Genomic DNA, 26,292 nt, shown 5'->3' on the forward strand with positions numbered 1-26,292 from the left:
TCTCCGGTACATGAAGGCAGGAATGTTGACGCATCACGCCCACGGGTAAGCGGTACGCCGTTCTGTGAGGGTAGACGAAGGAGAGGGATATTAACCGTTTCCGGCCTTGAACTCATCCAAACCCCTTGTGGGAGCTTGCTCGCCGCCACGCGTCTGCTTCCATGGCAACGCGCGTGGTGTGTCATCCAGGTGTCATCGAAGCCAGGCAGGATTCTCGCAAACCATCGTGGGATGTCCGGCAGCGCTTGTGCCTGCTGGCTGATGAAGCAAGGAACACCGCTATGAAAGGCGACGCCCCTCTGTTCGCGGCCATTGACCTGGGCTCCAATGCGTTTCGCCTGATGATTGGTCAGTCGGTAAAGCGTAATCGACGCCTGGTGATCCAGGAGGTGAAAACCCTGCGCGAGCCGGTCCGCTTGGCAGAGGGCCTGCAGGCTGGGGCTCTGGACGAGCTGGCGCTGGATCGGGGTTGGCAGGCCCTGGCCCGATTTGGCAAAAAGCTGCGTGGCTTTGAAGCCACAAGGGTGCGGGCAGTGGCGACCAGTGCCGTGCGCGAAGCGGCCAATGCCCAGTTGTTCCTGGCCAGTGCCGAGCGGCACCTGGGGTTTCGGATCGATGTGCTGTCCGGTCATGAAGAAGCCCGGCTGGTGTATGCCGGTGTTGCCCATACGGTGCCCGGTGTCGAGCGTACGCGGCTGGTGGTGGACATCGGCGGTGGCTCGACCGAACTGATTCTGGGGCAGGGCGCTCAACCGTTGTCGACGGAAAGCATCGCCATCGGCAGCGGCACCTTTGGCGCACGTTACTTTCCGGGTGGCTGCATTACCGCCCAAGCCTTGTTGGAGGCTGAGCGAGTGGCTACCCAGCAGTTTGAAAAAGTGGCGGCTGGTTATCGCGCGCAGGGCTGGCAGCAGGCGATCGGCTCTTCCGGTACTGCGCGGATGTTGGCCAAGGTGCTCAAGGCCAATGGTCTCAACGACTTTGGACAAGGCGGTATCACCTACGGTGGGTTGTTGCGTTTGTCGTTGAAGCTGCTGGACGTCGCTCATCTCAACCAGCTCAGGTTGGCCGGCTTGCAAAGCCATCGCCTGGGCATCTTGCCCGGTGGCCTGGCTATCATGCTGGCGGCCTTCAAGACTTTCGGTATCTCGAACATGATCGCTTCCGAACCGGGCCTGAGGTTCGGCGTTCTTCATGGCCTGATGCATCAGCACTGATCGCGGACGGTCGTTGTCATTACCGTTTATCAGCGACGGCTCAATTTCGGGCATCAGCGCTTCATCGGTTGTCCCTTGTTTGCCGCAACCTCCAGCATTTCATCGCCTGGGCAGCAGCTGCGTCCGCTTATCGCAAGCATCGGCCTGGATCAGGGTGATTGCATGAACGGAACTTTTCGCTCTTTCGATATGCAGTCAGTGAAGGCACAATGCGCATCCTTTTTTGGCTCGCCTTGCCCGGAGGCCTCGAAAATGATCAAAACGCCGTACTACCTCATCGATAAACAAAAGCTGCTGGCGAACATGCAGAAGATCGCCTATGTGCGTGAGCAGTCCGGGGCCAAGGCCTTGCTGGCGCTCAAGTGCTTCGCCACCTGGTCGGTGTTCGACCTGATGCAGCAGTACATGGACGGCACCACGTCGTCGTCGCTCTACGAACTCAAGCTCGGCCGGCAGAAGTTCGCTGGCGAGACCCACGCCTACAGCGTGGCCTGGGCCGACGACGAGATCGAGGAGATGCTCGCCAACTGCGACAAGATCATCTTCAACTCCATCGGCCAGTTGCAGCGTTACACCGAGGCATCTGCCGGCAAGGTCCGTGGCCTGCGGGTCAATCCGCAAGTGAGCAGCTCCGATTACCTGCTGGCGGACCCGGCGCGACCGTTCAGCCGCCTGGGCGAATGGGATCCGGTGAAAGTCGAGCAAGTCATCGAGCATATCTCCGGCTTCATGTTCCACAACAACTGCGAGAACGGCGATTTCGGTTTGTTCGACCAGATGCTGGGCACTATCGAAGAGCGCTTTGGTCACTTGCTGCATAAGGTCGAGTGGGTCAGCCTCGGTGGCGGCATCCATTTCACCGGTGAGGGCTACGCCCTGGATGCCTTCTGCGCACGGCTCAAGGCCTTCTCGCAAAAGTATGGCGTGCAGGTCTACCTGGAGCCGGGCGAGGCCGCGATCACCCAGAGTGCGTCGCTGGAGGTCACCGTGCTCGACACGCTCTACAACGGCAAGCACCTGGCCGTGGTGGACAGCTCCATCGAGGCGCACATGCTCGACCTGCTGATCTACCGCCTGAACGCCAAACTGGCGCCGAGCGAGGGCGAACACACCTATATGGTGTGTGGCAAATCCTGCCTGGCCGGAGACATTTTCGGCGAGTACCAATTCGATCGTCCGCTGTCCATCGGCGATCGGCTGTCGTTCATCGACGCGGCGGGCTACACCATGGTCAAGAAAAACTGGTTCAACGGTCTGAAAATGCCGTCCATCGTAGTGAAGCAACTCGACGGCAGCGTCGAGGTGGTTCGCGAGTTTGTTTACGACGACTATTTGTCCAGCCTCTCTTGAGCTGGCGGAAGGAGAAATAAAGAAATTGAAGAAGAACGTACTTATCATTGGTGCAGGAGGTGTCGCCAAGGTGGTGGCCCACAAGTGCGCGCAGCACAACGACGAACTCGGTCGTATTGCTATCGCGTCGCGCAACATCTCCAAATGCCAGGCCATCATCGACAGCGTCAAGGCCAAGGGTAGCCTCAAGCAACCCGCCGACATCAAGGCCTTTGCACTGAACGCTCTGGATGTCGAAGCGACCAAGGCGCTGATTCGCGAAACCGAGTCGCAGATCGTCATCAACGTCGGCTCTGCCTTCCTCAACATGTCGGTGCTGCGTGCCTGCATCGATACCGGCGTGGCCTACCTGGACACCGCCATCCACGAAGAACCGGGCAAGGTCTGCGAGACGCCGCCCTGGTACGGCAACTACGAGTGGAACCACCTCCAGGAGTGCCAGGAGAAGAACATCACCGCCATTCTCGGCGTGGGTTTCGACCCGGGTGTAGTCAATGCCTATGCGGCACTGGCGCAGCAACAGCATTTCGACCGCATTGATTCGATCGACATCCTCGACGTCAATGCTGGCTCCCATGGCAAATATTTCGCCACCAATTTCGATCCGGAAATCAATTTCCGCGAATTCACCGGACAGGTGTGGAGCTGGCAGGACAGCCAGTGGACCAGCAACACCATGTTCGAAGTCAAGCGCACCGATGACCTGCCGGTTGTCGGCTCGCAGAACCTGTACCTGACCGGCCACGACGAAGTGCATTCGCTGTCGAAGAACCTCGATGTGCCCAACGTGCGTTTCTGGATGAGCTTCGGCGAGCACTACATCAATGTGTTCACCGTACTCAAGAACCTCGGCCTGCTCTCCGAGCAACCGGTCAAGACCGCCGAAGGCCTGGAAGTCGTGCCACTGAAAGTGGTCAAGGCCGTGCTGCCTGATCCGAGTTCGCTGGCACCGGGCTACACCGGCAAGACCTGCATCGGCGACCTGGTCAAGGGCACCAAGAATGGCCAGCCGCGCGAGATGTTCATCTACAACGTGGCCGACCACGAGGAGGCCTACGCCGAAACCGACAGCCAGGGCATTTCCTATACCGCAGGCGTGCCACCTGTGGCCGCGGCCTTGCTGGTAGCCCGTGGCGAGTGGGACGTGCAGCGCATGGTCAACGTCGAGGAGCTGCCTGCCGAGGCGTTCCTCGAAGCGCTGGATGTGATGGGCTTGCCGACGCGCATCAAGGACGAGCATGGAGACCGTCCCTGGAACCAGAACGCCTGAAGGATTCCAGGCAGGTTCCGCCCTGGCTATCCCTGGATAGGAACTGCAGAATCACTCTGGATTCTGCAGGCGATTGAACCAGGAGACTCACCGTTGCGTGAATCCCTGGCAATCGGCGGGGAAGCCTTGAAGAAATGCTCCGTATCGAAAGGTACGGGGCATTTTTCGTTTATGGCGCATCAAACAGATAACCTGTGGCGAGGGGATTTATCCCCGCTGGGGCGCGCAGCGGCCCTGAAGTCAGACCTGCGGTGTTTCAGGTAGACCGCATCCCGCTTTTGGGGCCGCTACGCAGCCCAGCGGGGATAAATCCCCTCGCCACAAAAGCCCCTCGGTGTTCCATCCCTCTATCTCAACGAACGCGCACTGCGCCGCCTTTCGTGGCGAGGGAGCTTGCTCCCGCTGGGGCGCGAAGCGGCCCCAACACAAGTCCGCTCAAGCAAAAAAACCTCGCCATGAATGATCACTCGACCTTACGATTGCGCTTCACGCCCCAGGAGAAACAATCAGTGCAACCCTTCAGGATTCGCGAGCTGGAAATCACCGATGTGCAAGCGCTGCTGGCTTTCGAAATCCATAACCGTGCATGGTTCGAGTCGCAGATCGATGCACGGGACCCTGCCTTTTATTCATTGACGGGCGTAACCGATCACATTGAAAGTTATCTGGCCGATTTTGCCGCGGGCGCCTGGCACCCGTTTGTCATCGAAGATGCCAGCGGAAGAATAGTGGGGCGGGCGAATTTGAAAGGCATCGATGTACCACACGGTTGTGCCGAGGTGGGTTATCGCATTGATCAACGCGTTTGCGGGCAAGGGCTGGCAACGCTGGCCCTGAAACACCTGATTCAGGAAGCACAGATGCGTTGGGGGCTTACGGGGCTGGTGGCTTATGTCTATGAGAACAACGTCGGCTCAAAGAAGGTCCTTGAGCGGTGCGGGTTTGTGCCTGGAGCGCTGTCGGGTAGCGAGGAAGTCGAGGGCGGACGCCGCTTTGCGCTGTCGATCTAGCTATTCGATTCACGCAGGACAGCCATTGAGTTGGCCACCTGTACCACCGACGTCCATGTTTCGTAATTAGTTTTTTCCCTCTGGCTCCTTAAGTAACTCCAGTGTCCTCGAGTCGACACGCACCCCACCATCCAACGCCTGGGCATACACGGAATGCTCGCCCGCGGCCGCCGCAAAAAGCGTCATGCAGGATGCGAACTTCATGGTATCCAGTGCTCCCAGGAGTTGCTCTAGAGCGACTTCCGAGTCCAGTACGACACGGGTCGCGCGCTCAAGTCGCGGTCCCAAAAGCGGGTGATGCAAATACTCGCGTGTCTCCTCCATGCCGCGCAGGCCATAGTAGGTGGCGTTCTCACTGACACCCAGGCCGCGTAATTGGGGAAAGATGAACCACATCCAGTGGCCTTCCTTGCGTCCACGCCGTAACTCAAGCAAGGCGCGATCATAGGTTGACGCTTGCGCCTGGACAAAACGCTCCAGCGATTCGGTCACGCGAGCCTCTTGTACGGTTTCAAGATTGAAGAATGAGCGCGCCAGGTTCGAGCAAAATAGTGGCTTTATGACGTTGTAGCCGGGCGCGTATCGGTAGCCTTGATCATCCCCCCCTTCCATACAAAGGCAAGGCCTATAGCACACTTGCGCTATAGCGCCGCTCGGTACTCGACCCTAACCTATGAGCGCTGTCGGGTTTTCGACCGGTTGCAACGAGCACATTTGAACAAGGACCTGTTTTTTGAAAAGCATACCTGCCAGAAAGTCCAACATCTGCCTGGCTTATCGCAAGCGCCTCGCAACGGTCTTCGCCGCCTCGGCCCTTGCCGTCAGTGGCTGGGGTTCTTCTATCGCCGTTGCGTCGGCATCCACGGCCAGTGAGACGTCCTCTGCCGCTTGCACCAACGAAGCGGATTTTCAGGCCGGGACAGTCGTGGAGTATGAAAGCCGGGACAATCTGTCGTCGGCCATCAGTCGCGGTAAAACCGAGACGTTGGGACGTGAGGCATTTGCCGGCGCGAATCCGGTGGCTTCGGCGCACACTTCGTTCCTCAATAATGCGCCGTTCTTTGTGACGACAACGTTCGCCGAGATCAAGGACGGTCGGCTGGTTCGCTACGGCGATCGCCATGGTGCCGGTGCATCGTTGGTGACCACCACCTACCTGCCTCCCGCTTCCACGCCGATTGATCTGCAACCGGGGCAGACCGTCACCGTCAGCTACAAAAACAAGGCGGTGAGTGCCGGCGCAACCGTTGAGTTCGATGTCGTTGAGCAGCTGACTTACAACGGTCGTGAAACGATCAAGACGGCCCTCGGTACGTTTGACACCTGCAAGTTCACCAATGAAATCTCTACTGGCTCGGCTTCCGCCAATCAGCCCAAAAACGTGGTCGTTGTGCAGAATTGGTTTCCCGCGGACGGACCTTATCGTGGTCAGTCGATCCGATCTGTCACGCCTCCCGCCCATGGTGTCGCACAGAGAATCACTGAAGTCGTCAAGATGCAGTATGGGACGCGATGAGAGACGCGTCTCGGGCCGGAAGATTTGCCGGATTATCGTGGCCGACGAACATCCGCTGTTCCGGGAAGGGATGATGGTGCTGCTGGAACGCCTGATACCTGACGCCATGATCGAACAGGCGGGAAATCTGGAGGAAGTACGGACGCTCGCAACCAATGGCCAACCGCTCGATACACTGATTCTTGAAATACGTCTTCCCGGCCTGGGCTCCGTCAGCGAGCTCGCGCAGTTGCGCCAGGAGCTCAAGCACACCTCCATGATTGTGGTTTCGACCCTGGATGACGGCGATATCATTGATCGTGTCATGGCGACCGGTGTAGACGGGTTTGTCGGCAAGAGCCTTTCTCCCGACCAGGTCGGCAAGGCCATCGATGATATTCGCCGGGGCGAAGTACTGGTCAGGTACGAGCCTTCGGACCCGCTGCCGCTCGGCTCCAACGATGATATGAGCAAGCTCACCTCCCGGCAGCGAGAGGTCTGGAAATTGATTGCCGAAGGCAAGACCAACAAGGAAATCGCGGCGGCGCTGGAGATCTCTCCCTTCACCGTGCGCATTCATGTCTCTTCGTTGATCCGCGCGTTGAATGTCCCCAACAGAGCGGTGGCCGCTGCACGTTTTGCCGGGCGCCAGACGCCTGCTACCTTGCGCTGACGGAAACCCACAAGCCTCGGAACAGGCGCGCGCATACCAAGTGTGCACAGCGGCAATCTGTCATGAAGGGCGAATCGGCACCCAAGGCGCCGATTCGTCCAGTGCTTACAGCCAGTACCGCAGGCCGAGCATCAAGGACTGGGCGTTGTACTGGGTTTCCACATCGGCCTGGGGCAGGCCCTGGATTTTGCCGAAGTTCGCTTCGCGAGTCTTGAAGTAGCGATAATCCAGGGACATGGACCAATGCTCGTTGAGCTCATAACCGACGCCGGTGCCCAGTTGCCAGGCCGAGACAGTGTCGCGATGGGTGCCGCCGAACTCGACGCCGCCAGCCTCCAGGCCCTTGATGGTCAGCACCGCGTAGCCCAGGCCACCGCCAATGTAAGGCGTGAAGCGACTCAAGGGGGCAGGCAGGTTCGGGATGTCGTACCAGAGGTTGGCCATCAGGCTGCTGGCTTGCTCTTCGCCTTTGCCCTCGATGCTGCTTCCGCCCTCATAGACCCGGTTATTGAACTGGTCCAGGGTGTTGCGGCGATAGCTCAATTCCAACTCGGGCCGTAGCCCGACCGGGAACCGCCAGCCCAGTGCCAGGCCGGTGGCGAAGCCAGAGTGCAGCGGTTGATTGAACTCCATCTCGACGAAATCGTTGTCGTTCTGGGTCAGGTCCTGGTCAGCGACCCAGTTCACCCCGCCCATGGCACTGACATAGGGGCCGAGTGTGTCGGCGAAACTCGATGCTGGGGCGATGACACCCAGGCCAACGATGCCCATGACGAGATACTGAGTTTTTTTCTGTAGGTTCATGCTAGATCCGAAATGTACTGTTATCGATAAGTAAGCAAAGCGAGTCGGGGAGGGCGCGTTCAGCACGCAGCCATCCGGAAGGGTTCATACGAGATGCAAAGGCGTCGCGATTTTCTCGTGCCGCGAGGTGCCGAGGGCCCGTTGTTCGGCCAGCGTGCACAGGTTGTCCAGTGCGGTGGTCATCGCCGCAGTCAACGCTTTGCGCAGCAACCCGCGATACAGGAAACTCAACGGCCCGGAAATCTTCGCGCTATGGATGACATGGGTTTCATCGGCAGAAAGCCTGCGCATCTGATGATCGAATTCGAGGTCGATCCAAAGCAGCCGTGCGCTGTTGCGATAGCTTTCGTGCAGGCTCACGGCTTCGAGTTTCAATGGCATGTTCAAGCCATTCTTGAGAACGCATTTGCCGCGCGTTCCCGCCTGGAACGGACCGTCGAGTCGACACTGGCGAACGTCGGTATCCCATAACGGCGCTTCTGAAAAATTGCTCCAGATCTTCCAGATTTCAGAAGGGGGCGATTTGACTATGATTTGCACTTTGACATCGTTCACGGCGATACCTTGGTTGTGGAGGGCACGGTCATGGGGCAGATCCATTCAATGCTCAGGCAGCCGGCGCCGATTGACTCAGCACCTGGGCGGTAATGTTGGCTTGACCGATTTTTTCGCCCCGGTTGAACAGGTCGATATAGATGCGGTTGGTCTTGAATGCCTGGAGCGACGCATCAAAACCGGCTTGCGGCGCCAATGACAGCGGGCTGTTCCTGGGGATGGGGCGATCCAGGGTGAAGCTCAGTGCCAGCAGATTCATTGGGGTATTGAGTGGAATGCGCAGATGGCTGTGAGCGATCTGCATGTAGCACTGGCGCGCCACTTCGAGGAAATACACCATCGAATAGTGCGCGGGATCACCTGCCTGGAAGAAGTGTTCCGGCGGCAGTTTCACGGTGTCCACGCTCAGGCCCTGGGCGACGCCGCTCATGTCACTGACGATGACGTTCTCTTCCCTGGCCTTGTGCAGCAGGGCCTTGTCGCGGCAGGGCGTGGCGGTGAACTCGCCGGCTGGCGATGTTTCGAACGCCGAGCTGTAGGCCATCCCGAGGACGCAGGTGCACATCACTTTCCCGCCCTGCATGACCTTGGCATTGAACATCTGGGGATCCTGGCCTTGCTCGACGTGCAGATCGATCACGCCCTGCTTTTGTACGTATTGCTGGAACTTGATCGTCAGGCTCTTGATGTAGGCGACCCGTCCGCTCAGAGGGGGCATGGCCAGTTCGATCAGTTGCAGCACACCCTCGAGCAACAGAATGCCCGGGATGTGGTCCAGGGGATGATCGAAGAAGTACGGGTGCGCTTCATTCACCACGAGCTGGGCGTGCAGCGACTGAGGGTTGCGCTGGGCGTTGGCGATCACGATATGTTCCGCGCTGCGCTGCCAATGCGCCGGGCGCTGGGTTGCGTCGCCCCGGTGCAGGGCGAACAGGCTTTCCATCGCGCGTACTCGTACCCGCAGGCCGGAGAGCAGGGTGCTGGTGAGCATGTCGCTCAGTTGCTGCACGTCGACGCCATCGTTCTGCGGTTCGCGAACCAGGCTGACAGGCGTGATGACTTGCTGCAGTTCGTGGGATGACGAATGGGCAAAGCGCAACATGAAGGGATGCTTGATAGGCGAACTGGCCTCGGCCGCTTTCGGGTTCCATTGGCGAAGCTTCTCGGTAAACAGCCACATCACCGTCTTGCCGGCGTCGCGCACCTCGATCACGGTATGGCGCGCGCCCCTCAACATCACCGCCAACAGAGTCTCGATGCCACTGGCTTCAGCCAGGAAGCCGGTCAGCTCCCGCAGTGAGCCGCTGGCGGGCGCCGCAACAGGTTGCAACTCGCAGACTTCGACGTTCGAATAGTCGCTCGGCTCCTTGCCCAACCGTCGGCAAGCCTCTTCCAACGAGTCGGCGGCGTGGGCGAGGACCGCGGCGTGGATCACCAGCAAGGGTTTGTCGGCGGCATCCGGTTGATAACGACGCAGCGCGACCAGCCCCAGACCTTCACCCTCGGTGGTCGTGCTGCACCGGGCACGCTCTACTTCTACTTCAGCGCTGACAAAGCGTCCTGCGCCGAGAAGGAGCGTGGTGATGCCGTCGTTGAACCATTGTGGCGAGGCCAGCAAGGTTTGCCAGAACAGGCCTGTCGTGCCGACCAGGGTCTGATGGAAACCCTTGAAGTCGAAAATCTGCGCCGGATAACCGGACAACATGTTCGGCAGCATGGTTGCCACGTCCGTCACTTCGACGCCCGGTGCCGCACCTTGTGCCTGGGCGTAAAAGTTATGGGCGCTGCTATAGGCATTGCTGAAGCGCTCGCCACCCATGTTGCAGCACATGACCATCGCTGTGCCGGGCGAACCGGCCACCCCCGGCAAGCGTCGCAGCAAGTGATTGACGCGGTCGGTGATCAACAGTTTGAACGGATCGACATGAGCCAATGGTTTGGGGCCCATGCCAAAGCCGTCGATATCGATGACGTGGTCTTGTGCGAGGAATTGCCCCAGCAAAGGTTGGCCGGGAGCCGGGGTGTAATCGACGAAGCGCCCATAAGGGAACGTGACCGAGGGGGCGGCCGGTTGATCGAGTTGCTGCTGGAATGACTGCAAGGAGCGGTGGCTGCCCAGCGCTGCTTCAGCCTCGACAATGGCAAGGTCCAGCGTCACCACGCCACAGGCGCTGGCCGAGGCCGGCTGGGTCGCGACAGGCTGGTCATCGGGAATGTATTCATCCACCACCAGGTGCGCGTTGGCGCCGCCGAAACCAAAACTGGAGATGCCGATCCGGATCGCGGACTGACGCTCCTCCAGGGGTTGCACCTGCTGGGTGGCGAGCCGCAGGCAGGTCTCGTCGACCTTGGTGCTGGGGCGGTAGCCGGGCTGGGGTGGAATGCCTTTATGGCGCAGGATCATCAATGCCTTGGCGAGGGAAGCACCTCCGGCAGCGGCCAGGGGATGGCCGATGACCGACTTGATCGAGCCGATGGTGATTTTCTTGCCGTCCGGGCGATGGGGGGCAAAGAAGCTGTTCAGCGAGGCCAGCTCCGTTGCGTCCCCCAGCGGAGTACCGGTGCCGTGGGTCTCGATGTAGTCCACGTCACGTGGATCAAGACCACGATAGGCACGTTGGTAGGCCGAGTACTGGGCCTGTTTGCCGGGCGCGAACACCGAGCCTTCGGCGCCGTCGGCGGACATGCCCAAGGCGCGCAGGACGCCCAGGGGACGGCGCTGCGCCGTCAGGGCCTGGGCGAGCGGCTCGACCAGAAAGGCGACCGCACATTCGCCCGGCACGATGCCGTCGGCGTCCTGGCCGAACGCTTCCATCCGGGCCCGGGCGGAGAAGGCCGTCAACTGCGAGAAACCCAGGAACAGTGCTGGCGGCAGCACGGTGTTGAGGGCCATGACAATCGCGTTGTCCGCCTGCCCACTGTTGACCAGCGCCTGGGCCATATCCAGGGCGTAAGGGAACGAACTGCATGCGGTGTCCACCGATAACGCCGGCCCACCCAAGGCAAAGGACGCAGCCAGTTCTGCGACCTGTTCACCGGGTGTAAACCCCGGTGGTGTGGCGGTTTTTCCGGACATTCCGGTGGCGAAATAGCTCTCGTCACTCCAGGATGTCGCGATCACCAGTGCGGTACGCGCCTTGTTCAGCTCCGAGCCTTGTCCGGCCAGTTGGCCAAGCAGTGCCTGGAGTACTTTCTTGCCGATGGCGACCTGTCTTCCTTCATGCCGTGATGGGGTCGACACGTCATCGGTCAGGCAAAAAGCGCTGTCCAGATAGATGCGATCCTTCTCGCCTGCCTTGGTTGAATAGATCGATGCCTTGTCCAATTCCCAACGGGTCGGCATTGATTCAATCGGTGCGATCTGCCCTTGCGAGAGCAACTGCCAAAGCGCATCCGTTGACGGCGCCCCTGGAAACTCGCCCGCCATCGCGCTGAAGCAAAAATCGCCCGTTGTCGTTACTGCGCCACTCATACCCTGTCTCCCTGATCGCCCAAAATGCTGGGTGACCTGTTCGATCACCCGGATTCCATTCCTGTTGCCCGCTGCTAGCTCAGCCTGGCCAGCAGCGACAGGGCATCCTCGGGCGTGCGACGGGACATCAACGCTTCACCGGCAAACTCGCTGGCAGAGCACTGTTGCGCCATGGATTGGCAGAGCGCCTCTCGGGCAAAGCCGTTGAGGCCCAGTTGTGCGAAGGGCGTCTGGAGGTCGATCGACTGCGCCGTCTCCGGGATCAACGGGGACAGGGCGTTGAGCAGCAGGTTTTCTTCCTGCCCTTGAGTGTCCGTCGCGGCAGGTGAGGGCGCTGCCTGCGGCTGGGGATCGGCCAGGGCAGCTTGAATCAGAGCGATGGTGGCCTGCGGGAACTTGGCGTTGGCCAGCTCGCTACTGTGGGCCTTGAGCTGCGGCCACATGGCAACTGCCGCTTCCAGGAAGTCCAACTGCACCAGCGAGTCCAGGCCCAGGCTTTCATAGCTTTGTGTCGGGTCGATCTGCTCAGCCGTAAAGCCGGTGATGGTCGCCAGTTGGTCGACTACCCACGCTTGGACGTCCATCGCGGGTGCCTGCGGATCGGCTTCAAGCCGTGCCAGCAAGGCTGTCGGGGTAGGGGCATCGAAGAGCTGCGAGGTGAGGTCTTTCTTTTCCGGGAAATGTTGGGCCAGGGACTCGAAAATATCCACCAGCCCCAGCGAGTCGATCCCCAGGCTCTCGAAGCTTTGATCAAAGTCGATCTGTTGCGCCTGGAACCCGGTGACCGAGCTGATTTCGGCGCGCAACCACTGTCCGTAACTGAGCGCGGCTGCCTGTTCGACGGCTTCGGCTTCGACTACGGGCGTCGGAGCCAGTATTGTCGGGTTCGAGTGAACCGGCTCCAGGGCCGCGATACTCTTGCTGACAGGGGCTTCGATCCCATTGGCATAAACGCCTTCAAGGACTTGTTGATGAGCATTGAAATAATGCGCAGTGACAGTTTCGGCCTGTTCCAGAAGCCGCAGTAATATCGATTCCTTGGCGATATTCGATTCGCACAATGAATCAATGATCTTTTCTGAGAGGGAGAAATAGCTATGGGCTATTCTTCCATTGGACACGATGAATTCCTGTACAACATCGTTAAGTTGCAAGCGCATGGGAATCTCCTAACCAAGTCGGTCGAAATTTCTATAAGTAAGAAAGATCAAGAAATCATGGCCCAGGGCAGGGCCTTGTTTATGTCAATTAATCAAACTGGCAGTAGTCATGGAGCGACTTAAAGTTGGAGTTCCACTGCGTCGGTCTCGCAAGATATTGTTTTTCTGGCGCCCTTGAGCAACCCCGACCTTACGTTCAGATAAGTCACCAGCGTCATTGCATCGGCGCCGAGGAAAGCGATATAGCCGTCAGGCCGGATCAGCATCAACATGCCTTCCTTGGCGTGGTAGCGCTTGTGCAGCCGCCAATCGGGGTCCAGCAGTGTCGAGTGCCAGGCCGGCAGCCCGGCACTGCTCAGGGCATCGATCACGCAATAGGCCTTGATTCCCGGGTAGTCCTTTTCCACCGACTCGGCCAGCGCGTAGTAGCCTGGCAGCAAAGGGGAGAACTGGTCGGCCGCGCTGAAAATCAACAGCGTGAAGGTTCCATGGAACAAGTCGATCAAGCGTTTTGCCGGCATCCCTTGCAGTTGCCACAACTCGACATCGGGTGCCAGTTGCCCGGCGCGAGGCGGTGCACTCTGGAACTCGGGTTTCTTGCCTTTCTTGTTCCAGTTCCGGCGCTGTTTTTTCGTCACCGATTCTTGAATGTAGTCACTCTTGTCGTAGTGATACTGATGACCGGAAATCATCGACGGTAGTTTGCGCTGGACCTTGTTGCGGTTGCTCAACAGGGGCAGGACATTGTCGCGTAGCCAGACCAGGGCACGACGCCTGACGGTAATCAGCCCTGTCAGCCGGTGGGCGGTGTTCTCGACTTCCAGGGCAACCGGATAGCGCTCGTCGTTGTAGCTGTCCAGCAAGGACGGATCCGCCAGGTCCTGATCGACATAAGCCATTTTCCAGGCCAGGTTATAGGCCTCGGAAATCCCCAGGTTCATCCACTGCCCGCCGATGGGACTGCCGATGTGCGCCGAGTCCCCCAGCAGAAACACAGAGCCTTGTTGCATCGATTGCACGCGGCGATGCTGGAAGGAGGCGATGGTGGTCGATGAAATGTTCGACAGCGTCATCTTTTGCCCGCGTCCTTCGCACAAGCGTTGGAAATTCTCCAGGCTCAAGGATGGGCGTTCGCCTTCTGGCGGCAGGTTGTAGGGCATTTCGATGAACAGCCGATAACGCGATTGAGCACTGATCGGCGCAACCGCCACATAACCGTCCTGCGCACCCAGGAAGAACGCGCCCTCATCCTTGCTTCCGGACCATTGGATATCGGCATCGGCGAGCATGAAGAAGCGATCGTAGGATGAACCTTCGAAGGTCATGTCGAGGCGTTTTCTGATGTTGCTGCGAGCGCCGTCACAGGCGGCTACCCAGCGACTGGTGAAGTTTTCATCGGTGCCGTCGGCATGTTTGAGTGTCATGCGCACCGAGCCCGGCAGGTTTTCGATGTCCACCAGTTCGGTATTCCACTCCACCTCGGCGCCCAGTTCCTTCAGCCGCTCAAGGAGAATTTTCTCGGTTTGCGGCTGTGGCAGGCTCAGGAGCAGGGGATAGGTCGCATCCAGGTAGGAGAAGTTGTAGTTCAGCACCCGCTTGGCATTCGACTGCACCGAAAACTGGTTGATCGTGAAGCCGGCGCTGATGGCTTGCTCGGCAACGCCCAGGTCGCGAAAGATTTCCAGGGTCCGGGAATGGATGGCCATTGCCTTGGTCGCCGTCGAGGGGCCGGCGTTCTTTTCAATGATGCGAAACGACACGCCCCATTTCTTCAGCAGGATTGCCAGGGTCAGGCCAATAGGGCCGGCACCTACGATCATCACGGTAGGGGCGCTGCCAGGTCGCTTGAAATGCTTGGGGGCCAACGTGCTCAGAGTGTTCATCGATCAGTACCAGTTTCTGTAGAAGGGGGAGTTGGCAATGCTGAGCAGGGCATCGTCGCCTGATGAGTCGCCGTAGGCATAAATGTAAAAATCATCAAGGTTGCTCAAGCAGCCTTTGAGCCGCGTGACTTTCTCTCGCTCTACACAGTTGGTACCGGATATCCCGCCGGTCAGCTTGTTCTTGGCCGTTGCCAGGCGGGTGCCGCACACATAGTCAAAACCCGCGGCCTGGCCCCAGGGGATCAGGTAATTCTCCGGCGAGTTGCTGACCAACGCCGTGACGTGTCCCATGGATTGATGCCACTTCAGCCGCCGCAACGCCTCGGGCCTGAGCCAGAGCGGCAGCTGCTCGCTGATGAAGTACTTGGCATGCTCGCGCTCTTGCTCCACCGACAGGCCGCCCAGGTAACAGGCAATGAAGGCCAGGCGCGCTTGCATCAGCGGGGTGATGCCCACGATCACGCTGAGCATCTTGGGCAGCAGGGGAATGATCCTGAGCCAGAACGAACGGGTTCCCACGATAAAGCGCATGTAGCGCCAGAATGTGTGGCGGTCGGTCAGTGTGCCGTCGAAGTCGAAGACGGCCAGTACCGGTTGTGTGCTGTTAGCGTGCATGTGCCTCTTCCTTGAGAGAAGTGATCTCGATGGTCTTGGGCAGCTTGAAGCCCGATAGGTAGCGCGAAAGCAGGGTGGAAAGCGCGTTCTGGGTCAGCTCGCCGGTCCCTTCGACGCACAGGTGCAGCACGTTGACTTCCTTGTGGTCCGGGACGATATAGGCTTTGGCGCGCACCACGTCAGGGTGCTTGAGAGCGATGGATTCGATTTCCACCAGGTCGACCATCTGCGCCTTGATCTTGGAGATTCGCAGGCGTTGGCAATAGAAAAACACATGCCCATCGTCGTCCTGCCAGACCAGGTCACCGCTGTGGAACCAGCCGTCGCGGAAGAACCGCGCATTGGCGTCCTCGGCATCGTTGTAGCCGTCGATCACCATCGAGCCGCGTATCAGCAGTTCACCGATGCGCCCTGGCGCCACGTCCTGGCCCTGGGCATCGACGACTCGCAGTTCCACACCGCTGATCGGCTGGCCCATGGCGCCACGGTGGACCGTGCCAATCGAGCTCTGGACGATCACAGGCATGCTTTCGGTCAACCCATAGCCTTGCAGCACCGGATTGCATCCCAGCAGCTTCCCCAGTTTCTCGGCTTCGTCGGCCGGCAGGTGACTGCCGCCGGAGTAAATCATCAACTGCGGGTGCAACGGCAAGAGCGCGCCTTTGCGCTTGGCCAGCCGCGTATTGAAGTAGCGAATGACATCGGGCACCAGGCAGGCAAAGGTGACCTGATGTTCGGACAGGACTTCTGCCAAGTCTCGATTGAGCAGGGTGTTGGTCATGAGCAGGGTGGCGCCCACGCTCAAGGGAAACACCATCATCACCGACAGGCCGAAGATGGCATACAGCGGCAGCGTCACCAGATGAACGGAGCCGACGCCTTGCAGATGAAACTGCTCATGCAGCCCATCGCTCGATTGCGTCAGGTCCAGATAACGGTGCGAAACAGCCAGAGGCCTGCCGATACCACGATAGGTGAACTGTACCGAGACGATCGGATTGCCCTCGGGCAACAATAAGGGCTCGATCTGGCGAGGAAGTTGAGAGATGGCCGTTGTGTTGGCGGGCAGGGGGGATGACGGTTCGCTCTCACCGTCCACCAGCAGGGAGTGCCTGACGCCGTTGTCAGCCTGGAACACCTCACTGTGTTGCCCCCATAGCGCTTCGGTCGTGACCACTAGCATCGGCCTGGCGAGACTGACGACGCTGTTCATTTCGAAGGGAGTCAACTTGTAGTTGAGGATGACCGGAATTGCACCCCGCCCGATGATCGCCAGGTAATAAGCGATGAACGCCACCCCATTGGGCAGCACCAGCGCTACTTTGTCTCCAGGCAATACACCGAGTGCCGTAAGGGCGCCGTTGCATTCTTCAGCCTTGATTCGCAACTGACGGTAAGTGACGGTGTCTTCTTCCGCGTCCAGATGCCGAATAGCAACTTGTTCGGGGAAAGATTCCGAAAAACCGACAAAACGATGCAGAAAACCTTCTTTATATGAAAGGCTTTTCATTTACCAACCTCTCTCAATCCTTGGATGTTTGGCTAGTCAAAAAAAGTACTACAGAGGCAGGCTATATATGAATTGTTTCAATTAAGCATCTGTGTAGTTATTGTTCCGATACCAATTCAGGGTATCGGTCAGGGTTTCAGCGACAGGGCGGAACTTGCACTCCAACTCCCTTGCACTTTTACTGTGGCTGAAATGAGTACGGCCTTGTTCCTGCTCCATGAGCTTGACCGTGGAAGTACTGATGAGCACCGGTTTTTTGGTAATCCGGTAATAACCTTCATAGATAAGTGCGATGATTCTCAGCATGAACAGCGGCACTTTTCGCTCTGGAGCCTTTATCCCGCTGACATTCGACAGCGCCTGGAAAATGCTCTTCATGTCCATGTGATTGCCGGCGGCCAGGTAACGCTCTCCGGACCTGCCGCGGGTGATGGCTGCGATTTGATGCTCGGCCACATCCCGGGCATCGACAACGGAAAAGCTTCCGGGGAGTACACCGGGCAATTTTTGTCCGACAAAGTCAAGCAAGAACTGGCCTGAAGAAGTAGGGCCGATATCACCAGGGCCGAACATCCACCCGGGCAGGACCATGGCGACAAACATGTCCGGGTGTTCTGCCAGGAATTGCTGGACCTTTTGTTCGGACAATATTTTGCTCAAGTAGTAATCGTCAGCCTCCACCTCACTGCGAGACATGGTTTCATCGATCACTTGATCCCTATTGCCCTTCAATACGGCAATTGAAGAGGTATGGACTGCACGACGGATACCGGCGTCATAAGCCGCTTGCAACAAGCGCTCGGTACCGACCACATTAGTGTCGTAGAGTTTTTGCCAATGTTTCCCGCCTTTGTAACTGTCACGGAAATAGGCGGCTGTATGAAACAAGGCGTCACACCCTTGCAGGGCATGGCTGAAGGCATCGACATTAAGCATGTCGCCTTCGACCAACTCCACGGGCAAGCTGCCGAACTGTTTCCTGGCTTTCTCTACGGAACGAACCAGTGCTTTTACTTTAATGTTTCGTTTCAACAACGCACGAACGACATTGTTTCCGAGCAGGCCAGTAGCGCCTGTAACGAAGGCATATTCCATTAAAATCCCGCTCCTTTGAGGTGACCTGCCATTGCATCAAGGCTGGTATCGCTGACTCGATGCCCTGATCAGGGGTTGGGCTCCACCAACGGCGCAAGTAAAAACCATACGGTATCTGAAAATCAAGCGGTATTTCGTCGGATTGTCGAACGGATGGCTCTGAACCGGGCCTAAGACGCGGTTTTTCACGCTTGAGCGGGGAGCGCAGAAGCGAAAAATCCGCGGTTAAGCCATGCAAAAGAGGCAGCGGAGCTCAAGAAGCAGCGGGACGTGATCGCCTGTACTACGGCAAAAAACGTGGCAGGTAGCTCATCTAGCGCACCCTTTCGATGGCGCAACTACATGGCACATACATGGCACTTTTTGAAAGTTAAAATGTAAATGATTGAACAAGGCGCGTATAAGATATGATGGCGAAAACGGGTTCCGTACAGCGAGTAGACGATTCGTTGCATTCAGTTACACATAGATATCTTGTTTGGCCAAAGGAGCCGAGGGCGTGATTAAAAAGAGACTAGGTCGAGAAGAGAGCCAGCAAGTAACAAGAGACAAATTGTTCGACACAGCCACTGAGCTGATGATCCGAAAAGGCTTCCATGCCGCCAGCGTCAACGTTATTGCCGAGGAGGCCGGCTTTTCCAAAGGCGCCTTTTTTTCAAATTTCTCAAGTAAATCGGACTTGCTGCTACAACTGACTCAACGCTTCAAGCGAGTTGAAATCGACCGATTGAGTACGACCCTGGCATCGGGATATTCGTCGGAGCAGTTGAGTCACGGCTTGAATGCCTATATCGACACGCTGAAGAACAATACCCGCTGTGCGATCCTCGATGCCGAGTTGCAATTGATCGCCTTGCGCGATGAAGAATTCTCGCCGCATTACTACGACTTGCATGAAGAAAACAGCGAGGCTTTGGGCAAGTTGATTACCATCATATTCAATCATGCTGGCAAGAAGCCGCCCCTGGCCAACGCCGCGCTGGCCAAGACTTTCACCGCCCTGGCGGAAGGCCTGATATTGCAAGGGCACAAAGACCCGGCTGTTGAAATCAAGCTGGTGTTGAACTCGCTCATCCAGACCGCAGAGCCTCTATAGGCCTCTGTCGTTATCGCTGATAGGCCAGCAACCGACGCTCAGCCAATCGGCCCACCAGCGCGTACGCCAGCGGTATGTAGAGCTGGGCGCCAATGCCATAGGCCTGGAAGGGCTTGAAATGATCCTGGGGTTGGGCCGCCAGCTTGACTGAATGCGCTGATGGGTATTTAGTTGTGCGATGCAACTAATTGCGCATTGCGTCCGAGGTCCCCGTGAACCATTGCCCACCAGATCTGATTGAAAAAATCCGTTCGGCGTCTCGTCTCATGGTGCGAGAGCTGGGGTTCATGCATACCACACTGGCTGCAACGGGTTATCCGCCGTCGTCGGTGCACACAATCGTGGAGCTCGGCAATCGCCAATCCCTGACTGCTGGAGAGCTTGTCGAGCTGCTCGGTCTGGAAAAATCCAGTGTAAGTCGGATGGTTCGCAAACTCATCGAGGCCGGTGAGATTGAAGAAATTGCCCATGAACAAGATGCGCGTGCCAAGAGACTGCGCCTCACTGCGCAGGGGCAAACCACCCTTCGAGCCATCGATGCTTTTGCCACGCAGCAGGTTGTCGCAGCCATGTCTCACTTATCCAACGATCAATGCCAGGCCGTGAGTGAGGGGATTGCCAGCTATGCCATTGCGCTACAGGCTCATCGGCTCGGTGCAGAGCCGCCTGTGCCGGCGCAATTGGAGATTGCAAGAGGCTACCGTCCTGGTGTCATTGGCCGCATTGTGCAAATGCATGCGGACTATTACGCCAGGCATTCGAACTTTGGCCAGTCGTTCGAAAGCCTGGTTGCATCGGACATGGCCGAGCTGATGGGCCGCTTGCACAATCCGCGCAACGAGGTCTGGGTGGCCCTGGACGGTGAGCGAATGGTCGGTTCGATTGCCATTGACGGCGAAGGAGAGGGCGGCAGTGCAGTGCTGCGTTGCTTCATTCTGGATGATTCGGCGCGAGGCAAGGGCGTCGGCAGACGCCTGTTGGCTGAGGCGATGAAGTTCTGTGACGAGTGGAGCTTCAGCTCAACGAGCCTCTGGACGTTCCAGGGGCTCGACGCCGCCCGCAAGCTGTATGAAGCGTTTGGTTTCAGGTTGGTGCAGCAACAAGAGGGGCAGCAATGGGGGCGGCAGGTGACGGAGCAGTGTTTTGTAAGACCGGGCCCAGCCGCGTCGCCCATTTGAATCGTATCAATTGGCGCTATTGGATTTGAAAACCCCGCTGAGGATAAAGGCATAGCGTTCCGGGCGGATGAAAAACGTCGTGCGGTCGCAGCAGCGGCCATCGGCAAAATAGGACGTGCGCTCCATGACCAGCAGCGCGGCGCCGCGTTTGACGTGCAGCGCGCCGGCCAGGCTCTTGTCGGCTTCCTGGGCACGGATGGCCAGGTCGGCACGGGTGACCGCCAGGCCGGTGATCGACTCGAGAATGGAATAGATCGGCTGATGTTCGACTTCAGCCCAAGTCACATTGGCCAACTCTGCCGGTAAGTGACTGCGTCCCAACGCGATGGGTTCGTCATCGACGACGTGCAGTCGCTCCAGAAGCAGGCAGTCGCCTGCTTCTTCAAACAAACCACGCATGGCTTCTGGAACAGGCCGCAGGGCATGGCTGAGCACCTGCATGCTCGGTTGCAGCCCTTGCAGCAACAGCGCCTCATGAAAGCTGCGCAACGCATCCAGGCCGTGGCGCACCTGTTTGGCCGCCACGAAGGTGCCTTTACCTTGCTTGCGTTCCACCACGCCGTCGTCGCTGAGCTTGCCCACTGCCAGACGAACCGTGACGCGGCTTACCCCGAACCGTTCGCCCAACTGCGCCTCGGACGGTAGCTTGCCGCTGGGTTCGTAGTCGCCGCGCTGGATTTCCTCCAGCAGTTGATGGGCAATCTGTTCGTAGAGCGAGGTGGTGCTGTCGCGAAGAATGGAGGTGGACACTGTCAGCTTCCATGGACTTGAGTGGGGCGGGGGCCTTCACTTCTAAGGTTATAAAAATCGGTTATTGGGACTACTTGTATTAATACGTATTATGTCAGGCATTCCCATTGTAAACGACCTGACGACACTTGCCATGCTCAAAAACTTTCCATACGCACCGCCGCAAGCCGATGCCCTGACGGTCGATGACATCAGCTTCAGCTACCCCAATGGCCACCGGGTGTTTTCCTCTTTCAGCCTGAACGCCAAACCTGGCGAGTTCGTCGCGATCCTCGGGCCATCGGGCTGTGGGAAAACCACCTTGCTGAATTTGCTGTCCGGTTTCGTGCAACCGCAAAGTGGCCGCATCACGATCAACCAGACAGCGGTACGCCCGGAGCGTTCGGAATTGGGTTATGTGTTCCAGGCGCCGCAATTGTTTCCCTGGCTGAGCGCTTTGGAGAACGTGCGTTTCGGTCTGCGGATGAGCGCCCACACCGACGAATCGCAGCAGCGCGCACAGGCGTTGCAGTACCTGCGCCTGGTCGGTCTGGAGAGCGCGGCGCATCGGCTGCCGCACCAGCTTTCCGGTGGCATGCAACAGCGTGTCTCCCTGGCCCGGACCCTGGCCCTCGAACCCAGCGTGCTGCTGATGGACGAGCCGTTCGCCGCGCTCGATGCCATCAGCCGCAACAGCATGAACGAGGAGACGTTGCGCCTCTGGGCCGAACTGGGCCAGACGGTGTTGTTCATTACCCACGACATCGACGAAGCGGTGTTCCTGGCCGATCGGGTCATCGTGCTCAACATCGCGCCCGCAGGGATTCACAGCGAATTGGAAATCCATCTGCCGCGTCCCCGCACCAACCTGAAAACCCGCCGGTTACCGGCGTTCCTCGATTACCGCAATGAGCTGATGACGCGCATTGCCCAGGTGATGGACGCTTGCGACGCCACGGCTTATCCCACCCCTCGACTTGAGCTGACAGCATGATCAAACGTTCGCTGCTTGCCCTTACCTTGTCTGCCGCCACGTTGGCTGGTAGCGCCTGCGCTGTGGCTGGCGAGGAGAAACCCTTGCGCGTGGGGTATGTCTTCGCCATGGCCAACGCCCCGGCGTTGATCGCGGATAAACAGGGTTACTACCGTGAGGAAGGCTTGAATGTCGACCTCAAGGCGTTGGGCGATGGCCCGGTGATCCAGCAGGCACTGGCCGCCGGTGAGCTGGATGTGGCCTATGCCGGCACCCCACCGGTGTACCAATGGTTTTCCCGCGGGCTGCAAAGCCGGATCCTGGCGAAGGTCAATTACGGCCAGGCCGCGGTGATTGTCGACGCCAAGAGCCCGATCACCGACCTCCAGGCGCTCAAGGGCAAAAAGCTCGCCGGGGTCAAGAAGGGCAGTGGCATGGATGTGCTTCTGCGCGGTTATGTCCTGAAGGAAAAGGCCGGGCTCGATCCTGACAAGGACCTGGACATCGTCGACATGCCGCCGGGCAACATGAACGCAGCCCTTGAGCGCGGCATCGTCGACGCGGCATTTTCCTGGGAGCCCTTCGTCAGCCAGTCGGTGTTGCGCGGTTCGAGCCGGATCCTGCTGGACGTGAACCAGGCATTGCCCCAATACCCGTGGTACGTGGTGATTGCCTTGCCGAAAACCTTGCAGGAGCGCCCGGATGAGGTGGTGAAGCTGCTCCGTGCCCATCGCAAGGCCATCGCCTTCCTCAATGAGCATCCCGCCGAGTCGAACCGGCTGATCGCCGAGGCATTCAAGCTTGAAGCGGTGCAAGGTACTGACGGCAAGATCATCGCGCCGCAGGCCATTGTCGCCCAGGCCCGAACCCGGCTGGGCTGGTCGGCGGACTTGCAGGCCTCGGATATCCAGTTCATCCAGCGCCTGATGGATTACTCCCACGACCTGGGCTTTATCGATACCACGCTCAAGACCGAACAGATCGTGGATACCTCCTACCTGGAAAAAGCCGCGCACTGAGTCCGTCATGTCCCTGCCAAAACCGAATTGGGGATGGGCGTCGCTGCCATTCCTGCTGTTGATCTGGGTCGCCCTGGCGAGCCGCTTTCCCACCTACATCCTGCCGCAGCCCTGGGACGTCGCCCGCGAGGCGCTGCGGTGGCTAGGCGACCGTTCGCTGTGGCAGCACCTGCAGGCCAGCGTGCTGGAAGAGCTGGGTGGTTTTTGCGCCGCCGTGCTCGTGGCGCTCCTGCTGGGCACGGCCGCTGGCCTGTCCTCGCGCTTTCGCGATTTTGTCTCGCCGCTCAACAGTCTGTTCATGGCTATCCCGCCGATTGCCTGGGCGCCGCTGATCATGATCATTTTCGGCCTGGGCTATGTCTCCATTGTGCTGGTGATTTTCATTGCCGCGATGTTCCCCATGGCAGTGACGATCCAGGAGGGCGTGCAGAGTATCCGCGGCGGTGAAGTCCGCGCGGCACGCACCTTGGGCGCCAACGCCTGGCAACTGTTGGCCCATGTCTACCTGCCGGCCTCGTTGCCGTTCGTGACCGCCGCCTTGCGCATCGGCTTCAGTCAGGGCTGGAGGGCGCTGGTCGCGGCGGAAATGATCGGCGCGTCCCGGGGCATTGGCTGGATGGTCGCCACGGGCGGGCAGATCGGCAACAGCAGCCAGGTGCTGCTGGGCATTGTCGTGATCGGCCTGATTGCCTGGCTCATGGAGAGCTTTGTGTTCCGGCGTATCGAGCGCCACTACCAGAAATGGCGCGTGCAATAAGCACCGTCGCTGTCTTCGCTGCCCCTTCAAACCTTCAGTGGACCACTGCACGAGGTGTCATGTGAGTAATGTTTTCGATCCCCGCGAAGCCGGGCACTACATCGCCCCGCAAGGCCTGTACGAGCGCAACAAGAAACGTCCGTTCCTGGGCAGTATCCACTGTGACCGTGACGTGCTGGTCGCCGGGCAGTGGGATGAGATCACCCTGGTCTACGAAGTCGGTGGCAGTGGCCTGGCCGACGGCGCCTGGCTCAAGCTGGCCTTCAAGTTCTATTCCGACTGGGCCCTGTTCCAGACCTCGAACCCGGCGGGTCCCAATTATGTGAGTGCCGAATACCAGGCCGGTGAGTTGGTTCCCGGCCAGAGTCAGGCCACGGTGCAGCACTTGAAAGTGCGCTTCGACCAGAAGGGCCATGAACGGCCATTCCAGAAAGCGATCATCATCGACATCATCGACGGTTACCTGAACCCGGGCGATAAAGTCATCATTCGCCTGGGTGATAGACGTCAGGGCGGGGCGGGAACACGGGTCCAGAGTTTCGTCGAGAAGGACTTCCGTTTCCGCCTGTTCATCGACCCGTTGGGCAGCTCGAAATTTGCCGAGGTGCCGGGTGATCCATTGCTGGACATCGTGCCTGGGCCGGCGCGGCGTGTGCAGTTGATCGTGCCGCGACTGGTCAGCGCCGGCGAGGCGTTCGATGTCCTGTTGCGGGTGGACGATGCCTGGGGCAACACTTGCCGGAACTTGCCGCTCAATGGTGTCTTGGCCTTGGTTGACCCGGAAGGCGGCGAGCGTCTACAGCCGTTCACGTTGGCGTCCGAAGGCTGGGCGACGGCCCGGATCGAGGGGCTTGGTCTCGGCGCCGTGGGCGAGTGGCGTCTGTCCGCCACGGTGGAGGCGCCCTTTGTTGACGCTGCCCAGGCCTTCGTCACCGTCGATCCCGCCGGTACTGCATTACGCCCGCTCTACGCCGACCTGCATGTGCACTCCGATGACACGGTGGGCACCAACGACACCTTGTACAACCTCAGTTACGGCCGTGATGTCGCCGGGCTCGATGTGCTTGGCTACACCGCCAACGATTTCAATATCACCGAGCAGCGCTGGGACCAGGCGGTCAGGTTGATCCACGAGCTCAACGAGCCAGGTCGGTTCGTGTGCTATCCCGGAACCGAGTGGTGCGGTAACTCTTGTGCGGGTGGCGACCGCAACGTCGTCTTCCTGCATGACCGCAAACCCGAATTCCCTTTCGACAATCAAGGGCGACTGGTGCGCTCCTTCGAATGGAACGAGTTCACTGCCGGCACCATCAAGCCGGGCGCCTGGCCGGTGGACGAGTTGTACGCCGCCTATGCCAAGGATCCCGAAGGTCATCTGATGATGCCCCATGTCGGCGGACGCCGTTGCAACCTCGACTGGCATCACCCGGAGCTCGAGCGGCTGATCGAGGTCGGTTCGGCCTGGGGCCAGTTCCATTGGGTCTACGCCGAGGCGCTGCAGCGAGGCTATCGGGTCGGCGCCGCGGCGAACAGCGATGAACACCAGGGACGCTGCGGTGGCGGCGTTCCGGCCACGGCGGTGTTCGGCTCCCGGGGCGGGTTGACCGGCGTTGTCGCCGAGGCTTTCGACCGAGCCAGCGTCGGCAAGGCCCTGCGCGCTCGTCGCACCTTCGCCACGACCGGGGAGCGTTCGTTCGCCAGCCTGCGCCAGGGCAGGCACTTCATGGGTGAAGTCTTCACCGCTGATTCGAATGCCACCCTGGACTATCGGCTGCTGGGCGAGGCGGGCTGGGAGCAGGTCGATCTGTTCGATGGCGACAAGCTGATCTGGTCGCGCAACCTGCATCAGGAACTGGGTTTTTGCACGCAACGCATTCGCCTGCGCCTGGGAGGCGCGCGGATCAAGGACCGTTATCGCGGCGCCTACTGGAGCGGCGAGATCCGCATCACCGGCGCGGTCATCAATGGCTTTCGCGCCTTGGGCCTCGATCATCCCGAGCAGACCGTCTGGCGCAAGGATGCAACGGTCCTGGCGTTTCGCACCGACACCAACGGCGATACCGACAGCATTGAAATCGACCTGTCGCAACTGGCCGGCGCCACGCTGCAGATCCACAGCCGGATCGACAACTACATCAAGGTTGGCGACCCGTCCGAACCGCAACCATATGTACATGCGCCGACGGTGTTGATGGAGCTGTCCGGTGATGAACTGCTGGCAAAATCGCAAGTGGTCGAAGCGTTGCCAGGCGCGGAGTTGAAGATGTCCCTGGAGCGGATGACCGCTGCCCCGTTGCCCCGTGAATTGCAGGGCAAAATCGAACTGGCCCGCCTGGGGCTTGAACCAGGGCGTGAACACCCCTTGTTCATCTGCGCCCGCCAGCGCGATCAATCACGGGTCTGGACGTCCGCGCTGTTCCTGACCCTGTAG

At 59.1% G+C, this 26,292-nt stretch carries 23 protein-coding genes; 12 read left to right on the forward strand and 11 right to left on the reverse strand.

The features are described from left to right. Positions 1-281 precede the first annotated feature (281 nt). The 4 genes from GN234_RS01075 to GN234_RS01090 all read left to right on the forward strand — a co-directional run bounded on the left by GN234_RS01075 (position 282) and on the right by GN234_RS01090 (position 4,847). Positions 282-1,217 carry a Ppx/GppA family phosphatase gene (locus GN234_RS01075; protein ID WP_176687660.1) on the forward strand — a complete coding sequence of 312 codons (936 nt, stop codon included), beginning with the start codon at positions 282-284 and terminating at the stop codon, positions 1,215-1,217. A 252-nt stretch (positions 1,218-1,469) separates the two neighbouring features. Then, on the forward strand, positions 1,470-2,567 hold the full coding sequence (locus tag GN234_RS01080; RefSeq protein WP_109753143.1) for a carboxynorspermidine decarboxylase: 1,098 nt from the start codon (positions 1,470-1,472) through the stop codon (positions 2,565-2,567). Between the two features lie 25 nt (positions 2,568-2,592). After that, entirely contained in the window at positions 2,593-3,837 is a 1,245-nt protein-coding gene (locus GN234_RS01085) for a saccharopine dehydrogenase family protein (protein WP_109753142.1), read from the forward strand. Between the two features lie 509 nt (positions 3,838-4,346). After that, positions 4,347-4,847 carry a GNAT family N-acetyltransferase gene (locus GN234_RS01090; protein WP_176689540.1) on the forward strand — a complete coding sequence of 167 codons (501 nt, stop codon included), beginning with the start codon at positions 4,347-4,349 and terminating at the stop codon, positions 4,845-4,847. 66 nt (positions 4,848-4,913) lie between these two features. Here GN234_RS01090 and GN234_RS01095 read toward each other — a convergent pair whose 3' ends face one another. Then, positions 4,914-5,339, reverse strand: coding sequence for a DUF1810 domain-containing protein (locus tag GN234_RS01095; RefSeq protein WP_176687661.1), 426 nt, complete (start codon positions 5,337-5,339; stop codon positions 4,914-4,916). A gap of 241 nt (positions 5,340-5,580) precedes the next feature. On the opposite strand from GN234_RS01095, the gene GN234_RS01100 reads away from it, so the two are divergent. Beyond that, on the forward strand, positions 5,581-6,363 hold the full coding sequence (locus tag GN234_RS01100) for a hypothetical protein (protein WP_176687662.1): 783 nt from the start codon (positions 5,581-5,583) through the stop codon (positions 6,361-6,363). After that, positions 6,350-7,015 (forward strand): LuxR C-terminal-related transcriptional regulator, encoded by a 666-nt coding sequence (locus tag GN234_RS01105; RefSeq protein ID WP_109753137.1) that lies wholly within the window; start codon positions 6,350-6,352, stop codon positions 7,013-7,015. The genes GN234_RS01100 and GN234_RS01105 overlap by 14 nt, the downstream gene beginning before the upstream one ends. 105 nt (positions 7,016-7,120) lie before the next feature. On the opposite strand, the gene GN234_RS01110 is transcribed toward GN234_RS01105, so the two are convergent. The 8 genes from GN234_RS01110 to GN234_RS01145 all read right to left on the reverse strand — a co-directional run bounded on the left by GN234_RS01110 (position 7,121) and on the right by GN234_RS01145 (position 18,109). Beyond that, positions 7,121-7,819 (reverse strand): outer membrane protein, encoded by a 699-nt coding sequence (locus tag GN234_RS01110; protein ID WP_109753136.1) that lies wholly within the window; start codon positions 7,817-7,819, stop codon positions 7,121-7,123. A gap of 84 nt (positions 7,820-7,903) precedes the next feature. After that, complete coding sequence (locus GN234_RS01115; RefSeq protein WP_233459513.1) at positions 7,904-8,419, reverse strand: SRPBCC family protein; 516 nt, start codon at positions 8,417-8,419, stop codon at positions 7,904-7,906. A gap of 7 nt (positions 8,420-8,426) precedes the next feature. Beyond that, positions 8,427-11,846, reverse strand: coding sequence for a polyketide synthase family protein (locus GN234_RS01120; protein WP_176687663.1), 3,420 nt, complete (start codon positions 11,844-11,846; stop codon positions 8,427-8,429). Positions 11,847-11,920: 74 nt separating this feature from the next. After that, positions 11,921-13,006 (reverse strand): acyl carrier protein, encoded by a 1,086-nt coding sequence (locus GN234_RS01125; protein WP_163858301.1) that lies wholly within the window; start codon positions 13,004-13,006, stop codon positions 11,921-11,923. A gap of 119 nt (positions 13,007-13,125) precedes the next feature. After that, positions 13,126-14,889 (reverse strand): FAD-dependent monooxygenase, encoded by a 1,764-nt coding sequence (locus GN234_RS01130; protein ID WP_109753133.1) that lies wholly within the window; start codon positions 14,887-14,889, stop codon positions 13,126-13,128. Positions 14,890-14,892: 3 nt separating this feature from the next. Then, positions 14,893-15,504 (reverse strand): HAD-IB family hydrolase, encoded by a 612-nt coding sequence (locus tag GN234_RS01135; protein ID WP_116832642.1) that lies wholly within the window; start codon positions 15,502-15,504, stop codon positions 14,893-14,895. Beyond that, positions 15,494-17,014, reverse strand: coding sequence for a class I adenylate-forming enzyme family protein (locus GN234_RS01140; protein WP_176687664.1), 1,521 nt, complete (start codon positions 17,012-17,014; stop codon positions 15,494-15,496). Before GN234_RS01140 ends, GN234_RS01135 begins: the two co-directional genes overlap by 11 nt. Positions 17,015-17,095: 81 nt before the next feature. Beyond that, complete coding sequence (locus GN234_RS01145) at positions 17,096-18,109, reverse strand: SDR family oxidoreductase (protein ID WP_109753130.1); 1,014 nt, start codon at positions 18,107-18,109, stop codon at positions 17,096-17,098. 499 nt (positions 18,110-18,608) lie between these two features. Here GN234_RS01145 and GN234_RS01150 point away from each other — a divergent pair, with 499 nt between their 5' ends. Then, positions 18,609-19,205 carry a TetR/AcrR family transcriptional regulator gene (locus GN234_RS01150; RefSeq protein ID WP_109753129.1) on the forward strand — a complete coding sequence of 199 codons (597 nt, stop codon included), beginning with the start codon at positions 18,609-18,611 and terminating at the stop codon, positions 19,203-19,205. Positions 19,206-19,215: 10 nt separating this feature from the next. On the opposite strand, the gene GN234_RS29950 is transcribed toward GN234_RS01150, so the two are convergent. Then, positions 19,216-19,389 carry a hypothetical protein gene (locus tag GN234_RS29950; protein ID WP_233459514.1) on the reverse strand — a complete coding sequence of 58 codons (174 nt, stop codon included), beginning with the start codon at positions 19,387-19,389 and terminating at the stop codon, positions 19,216-19,218. Between the two features lie 82 nt (positions 19,390-19,471). Between GN234_RS29950 and GN234_RS01160 the strand changes: the two genes are divergently transcribed. Next, the gene (locus tag GN234_RS01160; protein WP_109753128.1) at positions 19,472-20,383 is read left to right on the forward strand and encodes a bifunctional helix-turn-helix transcriptional regulator/GNAT family N-acetyltransferase; all 912 of its coding nucleotides are present in this window, start codon (positions 19,472-19,474) and stop codon (positions 20,381-20,383) included. A gap of 6 nt (positions 20,384-20,389) precedes the next feature. On the opposite strand, the gene GN234_RS01165 is transcribed toward GN234_RS01160, so the two are convergent. Then, a complete protein-coding gene (locus tag GN234_RS01165) occupies positions 20,390-21,133 on the reverse strand; it encodes a GntR family transcriptional regulator (RefSeq protein ID WP_109753127.1) in 744 nt (247 codons plus the stop codon). Between the two features lie 133 nt (positions 21,134-21,266). Between GN234_RS01165 and GN234_RS01170 the strand changes: the two genes are divergently transcribed. The 4 genes from GN234_RS01170 to GN234_RS01185 all read left to right on the forward strand — a co-directional run bounded on the left by GN234_RS01170 (position 21,267) and on the right by GN234_RS01185 (position 26,292). After that, the gene (locus tag GN234_RS01170; RefSeq protein WP_109753126.1) at positions 21,267-22,106 is read left to right on the forward strand and encodes an ABC transporter ATP-binding protein; all 840 of its coding nucleotides are present in this window, start codon (positions 21,267-21,269) and stop codon (positions 22,104-22,106) included. After that, positions 22,103-23,104, forward strand: coding sequence for an ABC transporter substrate-binding protein (locus GN234_RS01175; RefSeq protein ID WP_176687665.1), 1,002 nt, complete (start codon positions 22,103-22,105; stop codon positions 23,102-23,104). The genes GN234_RS01170 and GN234_RS01175 overlap by 4 nt, the downstream gene beginning before the upstream one ends. Positions 23,105-23,111: 7 nt before the next feature. After that, complete coding sequence (locus GN234_RS01180; RefSeq protein ID WP_109753124.1) at positions 23,112-23,861, forward strand: ABC transporter permease; 750 nt, start codon at positions 23,112-23,114, stop codon at positions 23,859-23,861. Positions 23,862-23,922: 61 nt separating this feature from the next. Continuing rightward, complete coding sequence (locus GN234_RS01185) at positions 23,923-26,292, forward strand: CehA/McbA family metallohydrolase domain-containing protein (RefSeq protein WP_176687666.1); 2,370 nt, start codon at positions 23,923-23,925, stop codon at positions 26,290-26,292.

Source organism: Pseudomonas bijieensis, from assembly GCF_013347965.1.
Taxonomy (GTDB): domain Bacteria; phylum Pseudomonadota; class Gammaproteobacteria; order Pseudomonadales; family Pseudomonadaceae; genus Aquipseudomonas; species Aquipseudomonas bijieensis.

Coding starts and splice junctions, on each gene's coding strand:
- GN234_RS01075 (WP_176687660.1), top strand. CDS start 282: ATGAAAGGCGACGCCCCTCTGTTCGCGGCCATTGACCTGGGCTCCAAT.
- GN234_RS01080 (WP_109753143.1), top strand. CDS start 1,470: ATGATCAAAACGCCGTACTACCTCATCGATAAACAAAAGCTGCTGGCG.
- GN234_RS01105 (WP_109753137.1), top strand. CDS start 6,350: ATGGGACGCGATGAGAGACGCGTCTCGGGCCGGAAGATTTGCCGGATT.
- GN234_RS01110 (WP_109753136.1), bottom strand. CDS start 7,819: ATGAACCTACAGAAAAAAACTCAGTATCTCGTCATGGGCATCGTTGGC.
- GN234_RS01115 (WP_233459513.1), bottom strand. CDS start 8,419: ATGGATCTGCCCCATGACCGTGCCCTCCACAACCAAGGTATCGCCGTG.
- GN234_RS01120 (WP_176687663.1), bottom strand. CDS start 11,846: ATGAGTGGCGCAGTAACGACAACGGGCGATTTTTGCTTCAGCGCGATG.
- GN234_RS01125 (WP_163858301.1), bottom strand. CDS start 13,006: ATGCGCTTGCAACTTAACGATGTTGTACAGGAATTCATCGTGTCCAAT.
- GN234_RS01130 (WP_109753133.1), bottom strand. CDS start 14,889: ATGAACACTCTGAGCACGTTGGCCCCCAAGCATTTCAAGCGACCTGGC.
- GN234_RS01135 (WP_116832642.1), bottom strand. CDS start 15,504: ATGCACGCTAACAGCACACAACCGGTACTGGCCGTCTTCGACTTCGAC.
- GN234_RS01140 (WP_176687664.1), bottom strand. CDS start 17,014: ATGAAAAGCCTTTCATATAAAGAAGGTTTTCTGCATCGTTTTGTCGGT.
- GN234_RS01145 (WP_109753130.1), bottom strand. CDS start 18,109: ATGGAATATGCCTTCGTTACAGGCGCTACTGGCCTGCTCGGAAACAAT.
- GN234_RS01160 (WP_109753128.1), top strand. CDS start 19,472: ATGGTGCGAGAGCTGGGGTTCATGCATACCACACTGGCTGCAACGGGT.
- GN234_RS01170 (WP_109753126.1), top strand. CDS start 21,267: ATGCTCAAAAACTTTCCATACGCACCGCCGCAAGCCGATGCCCTGACG.
- GN234_RS01175 (WP_176687665.1), top strand. CDS start 22,103: ATGATCAAACGTTCGCTGCTTGCCCTTACCTTGTCTGCCGCCACGTTG.
- GN234_RS01180 (WP_109753124.1), top strand. CDS start 23,112: ATGTCCCTGCCAAAACCGAATTGGGGATGGGCGTCGCTGCCATTCCTG.